Source organism: Bradyrhizobium sp. (assembly GCF_022844465.1).
In the GTDB taxonomy this organism is placed as follows: Bacteria; Pseudomonadota; Alphaproteobacteria; order Rhizobiales; family Xanthobacteraceae; genus Bradyrhizobium.
The window spans coordinates 1,312,551-1,321,398 of record NZ_JALHLP010000001.1 but is presented as its reverse complement, the minus strand read 5'-3'; the positions used below and the strand labels follow the sequence as shown (position 1 = coordinate 1,321,398).

At 55.4% G+C, this 8,848-nt stretch carries 13 protein-coding genes; 4 read left to right on the top strand and 9 right to left on the bottom strand.

What is annotated here, in order from left to right; translation table 11 throughout:
* A partial coding sequence (locus tag Q0D31_RS06240) for a hypothetical protein (protein ID WP_291846606.1) occupies positions 1 to 209 on the bottom strand: 209 nt, incomplete at its 3' end.
* 148 nt (positions 210 to 357) lie between these two features.
* On the bottom strand, positions 358 to 633 hold the full coding sequence (locus tag Q0D31_RS06235) for a helix-turn-helix transcriptional regulator (protein ID WP_291846602.1): 276 nt from the start codon (positions 631 to 633) through the stop codon (positions 358 to 360).
* A gap of 599 nt (positions 634 to 1,232) precedes the next feature.
* Here Q0D31_RS06235 and Q0D31_RS06230 point away from each other — a divergent pair.
* Positions 1,233 to 1,433, top strand: a complete 201-nt coding sequence (locus Q0D31_RS06230; protein ID WP_291846597.1) for a hypothetical protein — start codon at positions 1,233 to 1,235, stop codon at positions 1,431 to 1,433.
* 32 nt (positions 1,434 to 1,465) lie between these two features.
* Here Q0D31_RS06230 and Q0D31_RS06225 read toward each other — a convergent pair whose 3' ends face one another.
* The 6 genes from Q0D31_RS06225 to Q0D31_RS23980 all read right to left on the bottom strand — a co-directional run bounded on the left by Q0D31_RS06225 (position 1,466) and on the right by Q0D31_RS23980 (position 6,215).
* Positions 1,466 to 2,833, bottom strand: coding sequence for a hypothetical protein (locus Q0D31_RS06225; RefSeq protein ID WP_291846594.1), 1,368 nt, complete (start codon positions 2,831 to 2,833; stop codon positions 1,466 to 1,468).
* A gap of 6 nt (positions 2,834 to 2,839) precedes the next feature.
* Positions 2,840 to 3,313: a DUF5681 domain-containing protein gene (locus Q0D31_RS06220; protein ID WP_291846591.1), complete on the bottom strand. Its 474-nt coding sequence runs from the start codon at positions 3,311 to 3,313 to the stop codon at positions 2,840 to 2,842.
* Complete coding sequence (locus Q0D31_RS06215) at positions 3,300 to 3,692, bottom strand: DUF5681 domain-containing protein (RefSeq protein WP_291846584.1); 393 nt, start codon at positions 3,690 to 3,692, stop codon at positions 3,300 to 3,302. The genes Q0D31_RS06220 and Q0D31_RS06215 overlap by 14 nt, the downstream gene beginning before the upstream one ends.
* Positions 3,689 to 5,047, bottom strand: a complete 1,359-nt coding sequence (locus tag Q0D31_RS06210) for a DNA methyltransferase (protein ID WP_291846582.1) — start codon at positions 5,045 to 5,047, stop codon at positions 3,689 to 3,691. Before Q0D31_RS06210 ends, Q0D31_RS06215 begins: the two co-directional genes overlap by 4 nt.
* Positions 5,048 to 5,145: 98 nt before the next feature.
* Positions 5,146 to 5,847 (bottom strand): hypothetical protein, encoded by a 702-nt coding sequence (locus tag Q0D31_RS06205; protein ID WP_291846580.1) that lies wholly within the window; start codon positions 5,845 to 5,847, stop codon positions 5,146 to 5,148.
* 104 nt (positions 5,848 to 5,951) lie between these two features.
* The gene (locus tag Q0D31_RS23980; RefSeq protein ID WP_366518499.1) at positions 5,952 to 6,215 is read right to left on the bottom strand and encodes a DUF1883 domain-containing protein; all 264 of its coding nucleotides are present in this window, start codon (positions 6,213 to 6,215) and stop codon (positions 5,952 to 5,954) included.
* A 331-nt stretch (positions 6,216 to 6,546) separates the two neighbouring features.
* Here Q0D31_RS23980 and Q0D31_RS06200 point away from each other — a divergent pair, with 331 nt between their 5' ends.
* From Q0D31_RS06200 to pncA, 3 genes are all read left to right on the top strand, one after another.
* Positions 6,547 to 6,900 (top strand): helix-turn-helix transcriptional regulator, encoded by a 354-nt coding sequence (locus tag Q0D31_RS06200; RefSeq protein ID WP_291846578.1) that lies wholly within the window; start codon positions 6,547 to 6,549, stop codon positions 6,898 to 6,900.
* A 9-nt stretch (positions 6,901 to 6,909) separates the two neighbouring features.
* On the top strand, positions 6,910 to 7,488 hold the full coding sequence (locus Q0D31_RS06195; RefSeq protein ID WP_291846576.1) for an ImmA/IrrE family metallo-endopeptidase: 579 nt from the start codon (positions 6,910 to 6,912) through the stop codon (positions 7,486 to 7,488).
* Between the two features lie 166 nt (positions 7,489 to 7,654).
* Positions 7,655 to 8,281, top strand: coding sequence for a bifunctional nicotinamidase/pyrazinamidase (pncA, locus tag Q0D31_RS06190; protein WP_291846574.1), 627 nt, complete (start codon positions 7,655 to 7,657; stop codon positions 8,279 to 8,281).
* 5 nt (positions 8,282 to 8,286) lie between these two features.
* Here the strand turns inward: pncA and Q0D31_RS06185 are convergent, their stop codons facing one another.
* Entirely contained in the window at positions 8,287 to 8,838 is a 552-nt protein-coding gene (locus Q0D31_RS06185) for an ANTAR domain-containing protein (protein ID WP_291846572.1), read from the bottom strand.
* Between the last annotated feature and the right edge of the window lie 10 nt (positions 8,839 to 8,848).

The window sequence follows — 8,848 nt, the reverse complement described above, 5'->3', positions numbered from 1 at the left end:
AGCCGGTTGAGCAGCGAGGCCGCATCCTGAAGCCGGCCGGCTTCGTAAATCAGTTGCTCGACATCCATCGAAATCGTCACGGCCTCCGTAAGGCTGCCGGCCTGCGCGCAGGCTTCAGCGGCCTTAGCGATCCGGGCGGCTTCGGATAGGCGAGCGTGGATCTCGCTGAGGCAGGCGATTACAGCTTCGTTGAAAATCGGCTTGGCCATGTATCTTTCCCCTGTTGCCGGGGATACTGACGCTCCGATCAGTCCTGAAGTCGAGCGAATTCGGAGCAATCTTATGGCTCTTTTGCGCGGACTGCATAGCAGCGCCATCGGCGATTGTGATGGACTCGCAGATGCGCAATAGCGGATCTCAGCCAGTTTCCGGCTTTCGGCGGGCCTTTGGGGGTGCCTTCCCGACGGTAAAATCCCGAAACAGCCTGACGGGATCAGCGCCCAAGGCCTTCGCAATCGCAATGAACTCGATCACGTCCAAGCGTCGTTCGCCACCCTCGTACTTTGCGACAAACGATTGGGGTCTTCCAAGCGCTTTGGCCAGCGCCTGCTGACGTACGCCCGCGGCATGGCGCACTGCGACAAGGGTGGCTACCAGCCGTGCATAATCCGCGGATTTGAGAGACTTTTGCATGCGCCGCCAAGGATGAGAATCGGCGGCAGGAAATTTGATCCCTAAATCGGATTATCCCAAAACTGGATATTAATGCGAAAGAGAGCTAATTTGCCCTTGATCAACTGGAGGGTGGGGCATTGCGGCGTTTTCCATGTATGGCGATACTGGTCTTCGGGCTTCTTTGTGGGTGCGCCCCAGCTGGATATTTTTATGAAACAGGTAGTTTCGAGGCCCGGCCGAGAGACGCCTGCGCAGTGCCCGAAACAGCGACTGATTTTGTGGTTGCTCTCAACAGGAAAGTTGGCCAGCGGGATGGACCCCGAGATCGCGTTGCCTCCGTGCAAGGGTTAGGAGCGACCGGTCAAGTTATAGAATCAAGATATCAGTTTACCTCGTGCCGCGGCACGTTAGTCTTCGCTACTGGTCAAACCCAGAATGGGACAATCTCCATTGTTAACCGGGAAGGGCCGACAATCCTACAGGTAACTTGGGTTTCCGATGACGCAGTCCAAAAACATCAAATTGAACAACAGGCGGCAATCGCTGAGGTGCAACGAAATTCACGGATTCAACGAGCCGCAGAAGAAAGATCGGCTCCGATAGAAAAGGATGCCGTCATGTTCGAAGACTCCAAGGCATGGCTGGAACAGACCGAGAAATTAGTCCGGTTCACCAGAGCCAACGGCTTCGCCTGCGAGACCGTGAGTGCGGCGCGTCCCATGCTGACGGCTCGCGGGTACGTCTTGGTTTGCAACAAATTCAGCTACACTTACGATATCCAGGACAAAGGCGGAAACTGGCTGGTGTCTGTTCGCTGAAACCTGTCGCTTCAGTCAGCGCTTTTACTGCCTTAGAAGCCAGCGGAGTCTCCTAACGCGAGCGCTATGCCGTAACAGAAGGTGTCCAAGAGGTCGTCTTCTCGCTTGCTGTCCTTGTCACCGACACGAAAGCTCTCGACTTGGTCAACCAAGTGGTTTCTTGATGTCCGTTTGTAAATTGCGGTCTTGTTGAAGGCATGGTCGGTGTACTTAACGTTTCCACGGTAAACGTAGCCTGATACGGAAATAGCTCGCTCGTCTTTACCCATCGCCGTTAGCTTGGAGTCGATAGCCTCCGCGCGCATTTGCCTACGGCGGGCTTGTTGCAACAAGATCGTTCCGGAACTCTTGTCCTCAATCATCGCGCCGACAGACCCAAAACGGGCGCCGCACGAGCGTGACAGCTCTTCGAGCCGTCCGAAAATCATCGGAAGCCACGTCTCGAGCAGGGCACCTTCGATTTGCGTTATCTCCCAATCAAGTATCATTAAGGGAAACGGGCCTCCATGCCGGTCCAGGGCAAAAAAGGTAACGGCAGTCGCGTCGTGCTCTGTCCCGGTTTTCGATGCGGTATCGATTACCGCAAATACGCAATCGCACGTTCGAGGATGAGAAACCGGTTGTCCCTGATGCAGAAGCTTCTCTCGGGAGAAGAACGCGACGCCGGACCAATCGACAAATTCAGCCTCGTACTCCTGAGCATATACAAGCGGATCATTGTCCTTTACTAAATCGTCGAGGTACCGTTCTCGTCGTTCATGCCAGTCCTCAAGACTTTCATTTTGAGGTCGCTTCGGAAGTATCGGATTGTCCCGGGTTTTGGCATGGTACTGCCTGAAGCCATACTGCGGGTCGGTGCATATATTGTAGAAGAAATTGTCTTGATTCTTCCCCGCCGAGTTCGAGCAGATCAGCGCCTCGCCTCCGTAGTCAAACAGGGTAGGTTTGATCGATTTCTCCCAGGTGCCCATCATTGATCCGTCGACCTTGTTGTCTCCATCCTTCGTGAAGGCGGCTTCATCGATTACGATGCGGCGGTAACGGCGACCACGGCCGGCTATGAAATTCTCCAGCGACCAGAAGTCGAGACGTCCGCCGGTCTTTAACCGCATTACCGCCTGAGCCTTCGAGCTTGTGTCGATTATAGGCCGCAAGCTTTCGGACAGTTCCGAGTAAACCTCCGATGAGGTCATATGTTGAGGCGAGAACCAGGCGCATTCCCAGCCTTGGGCGAGTCCTTGAGCAATCCACATCTTGCCGAAATCGGTCTTGCCGAACCGGCGCCCGCAGCGAAGTGCTTTAAAACGGGCGCCGTGTAGCGCCCAATAGGCTTTAACCTGGCCGGCATGCATTGTCCCGAGCGAGAGCTCGATTCTTGAACTTCTTAGTATATTGGACATGCCCAATTAGTCTTCGTTGGAGCTTAAGACTGGCGGTCTTTCGCCCGGCTGAGTCATATCGTCACCGGCTTGTTGCCACCAAACTTGTGCGGGAGCTTCAAGCTGCTTTGCGAATTCCCGCGTTTTGTCCTCGGCAGTCTGGCCTGGTCGGTCCGGCATCCAGTGGGTGAAAACGAATTGCTGAACACCGACATCGCCGTGTTGTTGTGCGTGAGCGCGGAGGATCAGCACCATTTCTGCGGCTTTGGGATTACCTTGTGCGGCCTTGTTCATTTGGGCCATGATCGCCAGTTCTAGAAACGTCGCGTTTTTGATTTTGCCACCTTCTCTGTATTGGGTCTGTGTGTTCAGAACCTTGTCGATGATGGCAGCAGCTGCAAAGGGCTCTCTCTTGGGGCGGCCCTTTGGGTTTCCCGAAGTGCCTGGTTTGAAACGGCTGTGCTTCGGTGGGTTGCGGTACCCCACATCATTCTTGCTCATGGTCATCTCCTGATGGGTTGGCGGCCGCGGCAACCGCACGGGTATAGTCGTTATCGAGAAACTCAACCGTGGTCGTTCGCTTCGAATGCTGAATGGAGAATTCCTGATACTTTAGGCGCACACGTGTCGCCCGGTGATTGCCGGCGCTCTCCTTGTGCAATAGTTGCATCATGATGGCTTCTAGCGTCGAGACCTTTTTCATCTCCCCGTTGAGTTTGATCTCCACCGGGCGTTGAAAGAGTCGGTCGATTATTTCTACCGTCCCGTACGTTCGGACGGGGCGCCTACGGTTTGGATTGCCGCTTTGCCCCTTTTTCCATCGTGATTTCTTCGGGGGTCGGCCGTATCCTGACCGATCGTCATCTGAAGTAGCACTCACGGAACAATCTTCCGTGCCGATCGGACCGCAGAAAATGTTTCTCCCTGGGAGTTTACGGCTTCTTTCCCGGACATGCGTTGCCAACGCTCGATAGCCGTATCAACGTAAATCGGGTCGATTTCGATGCCATAGCACCGCCGTCCGGTACGTTCGGCAGCAAGAAGTGTCGTCCCACTTCCCAGGAATGGGTCGAGAACGATGTCGTTCCGCCGCGTACAGTCCAGGATAGCGTCTGAAACCATCAGCAGCGGTTTCACGGTCGGATGCGACTCTGCGTCCGGCGCATCTTTGCGTCGGAAAGGGTTGGCCGCCGAATAATTCCAGACATTGGTCCGATTGCGTCCGAATCGACCGAGTTGAATGTTGTTCTGATGGGCGTCCTTGCCGTTTTTGAAAACAAAGACCAACTCGTGGCGCGATTTATAGAACGATCCAAGCCTGCCGTTGGGCTTTACCCATACGCACAAGTTGACGAGATCTATGTCCGACGCGCGGGCCGCAGCGAGCATTTCCTGCATGTGCCGCCAATCCATACAGGCGTAGATTAATCCCCCCATGGCGACGCATGAGCGAGCGTTGGACAGCGCGTTAGTTAGGAAATTGGTAAACTCGACTTCGGACATTTCCCCAACTGCCATCGCAAATTCGCGATAGGTCGTCCTCCCATGCCCTGCTGCGTTTCCATCAATTTTGACGTTATAGGGTGGATCCATGAACGTCGCTGCAGCCCTTTCCGAGCCCATCAATGTCACGAGCGCCTCAGGAGAGAGCGCATCCCCGCAATAGAGCCGGTGCGACCCGAGGAGCCACAGATCGCCGCCAACGGTCACTGCAGGGCCTACAGTGGGATTAAACTGGTCCGCTTGGTCCGCAGCGTCTGGTGAGTCAAGCGATTGGATTCGAAAGTCAATCTCCGGAGGTTCGAAACCAGTGGCTTCGATTTCAAAATCCAATACCAGCTCCGACAGTTCCTTCAGTTGAGTGGCGACCAAACCGTCATCCCATGAGGAACGATCCGTGAGCTTGTTATCCGCAAGCATGTACGCCCGAGCCTGCGTTTCGGTCAGGTGATCCAGAAAAATCACGGGAACTTGCGTCAGATCGAGGTACTTGGCCGCCTCATGACGACCGTGGCCGGCAACGATTTTCCGGTTGGCGTCTACCAGAATAGGCGCATTAAAGCCGAATGTTTCAATGCTCTTGGCGATCGACCGAATTTGCACCTTGGTGTGGAGGCGAGGATTACGCGGATCAGGATACACAGCCGTCGTCGCTAAATAGGAAATCTGTCGATTTCCCCTGGCAGACGACGTCGTGTTGATCTCATGAATCGTAGTTCCGGTATCTACTTCCATGCTCGTGGCGCCCGTCTCTGCTGAACGATCTCTGCCGCGAGGTTGACGCATTGGCCTTCTAAATCAATGGAATTGAATCGGGGGGCATTCAGGGCCTATTAAATTCCATGCTCTGCCCGGATGTTGAAGTGCCGTCGGACCTCATTCCGAAGTGACATCAGCCGTTGATCGCCAGCAGCGTCGAAATATCTGGTCCAACCCTTCGTCGGGTCAGTTCTTTCTCCCTTTGCTTTAGAGGGCCAAGCCTTCCAAAATTGCTCAGCTGCATTGTGAGCTTTTCGTTTCGATGGGACCGGTTTCCCCAGATCGGCCAAGAACGAGATTGTCTCTGCGATAATGGCAGCACAAACGTATCTGGCTGGCATGACGCCTGGCAAAAGCGGCTTGCTGGCCCCGGGCAAGAGTTTCCCGTCCTTGCCGACCAGTTGCGGTGATCTACAAGCTTTGGCCGCACAAGCGGTGAATTTCGAGAGCTGAGATGATAGGCCGTGTAAAAATTCATCCGACTCGAGCTCGGAGTTTGCAATTAGGAATCCGGTCAAGCCGATGTCTGTCAGAACGGTCTGCAGTTCAATCGCCGAACTCGCACCATGAGCCAATGAGTTCCACATTTCCTTTCTGGTTGGCCAAATTCGGTCGATGCTGTCCTGAGACTTCACATTGAACGACCACTCGGAGAGCGCCTCGGGTAACCACGAAGGCACAGAATCGACGATACATCCTGCGACCTTGCGCATCTTCGCCAAGTGAACCGCTTTCGCCTCGTGCTCTGAGCCGGGCTGTCGTCCTGTAGCGTCCATGGAAGCTTCCTGTATTCCCTCGGACATTTGCTTGTCCGTTCAGCAGAACGTTGAACTAATAAGAAGGGCCCCCGCAGGGGCCCTTTACTCAACTAGTGACGCTATCAACCGATGACCCGGACGCCTGCACGAACGCTCCCTGCATGTCCTCCTAAGTCTACTGCAACATGCCAATGGCCTGCACCAGGAACCTGCAAGCGAAAAGGCGAGTGTTTTACATGACCGCCGAAGTAACGATGCTGACTGCCTTGGCGATAACTCGAAAAATTAGAACCATCCATAAGTTTTACGTTGGCCTGGTTCGACAACGTAACCTCAACCAATTCTCCACCCCGGAGCATGCCGAGGTCATTGTGAACGAATCGCATCTCTCATTTCTCCTTGACCGTCATACTCCGGTGGGATTTGCCGTAGCTATTGCTGACGTACTGCCCTGTCTTGGCACTCCGGTAGTGCGGGCCGCTCGACCCACTGGGCCCGGCCGCTTCGCGAACAGTGGTGCTCGGATGGCGATTGCCATGAGAGTTGGAGACGTACTGGCCAGAAATGGCGCTGCGGGTGTGGGTACCCGAACCTTTGCTTTTAGACATAGATAACTCCTCAAGCCCCCAATGGGCTATTGCTATATAGGCATCAATTGCTATATAGCAATTATGGCGTCATTCTGGCATTCACAAATTACACACTGGGAAACGTTTAATGGCTTCTGGAAAGTTCGATGGAGAGGGCTTCTTTGCCGCTATCGACAGCGTGCGTATCGCCCGCGATCTCAATTGGAAAAAAGTAGCCGAGCAAGCAAAGGTGCCAGCTTCAACGCTTACTCGGATGTCGCAGGGTCGAAAACCTGATGTCGACAGTCTCGCTGCACTGTGTGACTGGTCGGGCTTGCGGGTCGAGGATTTCACGCTTGGCGCGTCCAAACAAAGGGGCCCGACCGAGTCGTTGGCTCAACTAACGGCCCATCTTCGGGCTGATCCGAAGCTCTCAAAGGAGGGAGCAAAAGCGCTCGAAGCTCTGATAAAGACTGCTTATCAGCAGTTCCGAAAGTCGTGAGGCTTCCGAATGGCTTTGCGGCGCGGGTTCAAAGCTGAAGCGAACTGGTGGGCGCGAAGTGTGCGCGAAGAGTTGGGAATCGCGCCTCATCTGCCAATTTGCCCTTGGAAATTGGCGGAGCTTCTGGGGTTTCCGGTCGTAGCGCTTAGCGAGTACGAGAAGATCGATCCGGCTGTTGGCTATTTAGCTTCGACAAACGGGCGAGGTGAGTTCTCCGCAATCACGCTATTCAGCGGTACAGCGCGCCTGATCATTCACAATGACAGCCACGCACTCAAACGCCAAGCGGCGAACATCGCGCACGAGCTTGCGCACGGCGTTCTTTTCCATCCACCGAAGCCCCCATTTGATGTCCAGGGAACGCGGCACTATGACCCCGTGATTGAAGAAGAAGCTAACTGGCTAGGGCCGGCGCTTTTGGTGTCCGAAGAGGCCGCCAACCACATTGCCCGCATGGAGCTAACCCCCGCGAAGGCATCCGACGTTTACAAAGTCAGCGAACAATTAATGCTCATGCGTCTCAATGTAACCGGCGCCCTAATCCGGGCCTCCCGTAGAAGGCAAAACGTCAGCCTTAGCAGCGAGTAGCCCCAAAACTTCAAAGATATCCTATACGCGAGCGGTTCGCGTAATGAGCGGTTACGGAATATTCAGGCTAAGGTCCGATAGCGCGGTCACGGCGGTTAGCAATTCCCTGCTGATACAGCCTTTGCTTTGCGCTAAGTTTGGCGATCAACGATAACGCAGGTCCAAAATGCAGGTCCGGGTCAGTGATGATGATTTGCTGTTGATAATCGACGTGCAGAATGATTTCTGCGCCAGCGGCGCGCTTGCGGTTGCTGACGGCGATGCCGTGGTGCCGGTCATCAATCGCCTCACTGAGCGCTTCGACCATGTTATCCTGACCCAGGATTGGCATCCGCCGGGCCATAGCTCCTTTGCTACATCGCATCCGGGCTCTGCTGCCTTTGACGTCATCAGCATGTCATATGGTCAGCAAACCCTGTGGCCCGACCATTGCATTCAGGGCGCGCCGGGGGCCGACTTTCATCCGCAACTGGCGACCGAGCGGGCGGAGTTGGTGATCCGCAAGGGTTTCCGGCCGGCAATCGATTCCTACTCCGCGTTCTATGAAAACGATCGGCGCACTCCTACTGGCTTGGCAGGCTATTTGCGTGAGCGCGGTTTGCAGCGCATCTTCCTGGCCGGGCTCGCCACCGACTTTTGCGTCTATTATTCCGCCGTAGACGCGCGCCGTCTCGGCTTCACCACCGTGCTCATCGAGGCCGGGTGCAGGGCCATCAATTTGGCGGGCTCGCTCGACGCCGCCCGAGCTGGGATGGCCGCGGCCGGCGTGCAGCGTGTCAACGATCTCGGCTAGCGCGGCTACGCAGTCCGCGTTGTCCGGTTCGGCATTCCACCGACCGCTATGATTTCAGCACTCAATTGCTCGATCGTCGTTCGGTGCCGCATGGCCGTCCGCCGGATCAGCGTAAACGCGTCAGATTCGGAGAGGCTGTGACCGTGCATAACTTGCAGGACCGCAGCGAACACAACGCGCCGGGAACGAACGCGATCTTCCAGTCTCTCGATATAGGCCGCTTCATCAATTCTTCGCTGCGCGGAATCGAACGCCACCACCAGTGCAGTGTAAAGCCCGGCCGAGCGCAGCGGCTTGATGAGATACGATGCCGGCTTGAGGTCAAGCAGCCACTTCAACCGGCTGGGCGTCTCCGTTCCGATCAGCGCAATCATCGGTGCGTCGACCTTCCACACCGTGGCCGGATCAGACTTGATAGGAATGGTGTCTGCGTCCAGGACGATGACGTCAACGGTTTCGTCCGATGGCGGCGCCTCAACCGGATCATGTTCTGTAATCGTCATCCCTAGGCGATTGAGCTGGCGGCGCACGATCGAGATTTCGCGTTCATCTCTCATCACCAAGAGA

Bases quoted from the DNA above. Each gene is read 5' to 3' on its own strand.
- pncA (WP_291846574.1), top strand. From the start codon at position 7,655: ATGCAGGTCCGGGTCAGTGATGATGATTTGCTGTTGATAATCGACGTG.
- Q0D31_RS06225 (WP_291846594.1), bottom strand. From the start codon at position 2,833: ATGTCCAATATACTAAGAAGTTCAAGAATCGAGCTCTCGCTCGGGACA.
- Q0D31_RS06185 (WP_291846572.1), bottom strand. From the start codon at position 8,838: ATGAGAGATGAACGCGAAATCTCGATCGTGCGCCGCCAGCTCAATCGC.
- Q0D31_RS06200 (WP_291846578.1), top strand. From the start codon at position 6,547: ATGGCTTCTGGAAAGTTCGATGGAGAGGGCTTCTTTGCCGCTATCGAC.
- Q0D31_RS06235 (WP_291846602.1), bottom strand. From the start codon at position 633: ATGCAAAAGTCTCTCAAATCCGCGGATTATGCACGGCTGGTAGCCACC.
- Q0D31_RS06210 (WP_291846582.1), bottom strand. From the start codon at position 5,047: ATGGAAGTAGATACCGGAACTACGATTCATGAGATCAACACGACGTCG.
- Q0D31_RS06220 (WP_291846591.1), bottom strand. From the start codon at position 3,313: ATGAGCAAGAATGATGTGGGGTACCGCAACCCACCGAAGCACAGCCGT.
- Q0D31_RS06205 (WP_291846580.1), bottom strand. From the start codon at position 5,847: ATGGACGCTACAGGACGACAGCCCGGCTCAGAGCACGAGGCGAAAGCG.
- Q0D31_RS23980 (WP_366518499.1), bottom strand. From the start codon at position 6,215: ATGCGATTCGTTCACAATGACCTCGGCATGCTCCGGGGTGGAGAATTG.
- Q0D31_RS06195 (WP_291846576.1), top strand. From the start codon at position 6,910: ATGGCTTTGCGGCGCGGGTTCAAAGCTGAAGCGAACTGGTGGGCGCGA.
- Q0D31_RS06230 (WP_291846597.1), top strand. From the start codon at position 1,233: ATGTTCGAAGACTCCAAGGCATGGCTGGAACAGACCGAGAAATTAGTC.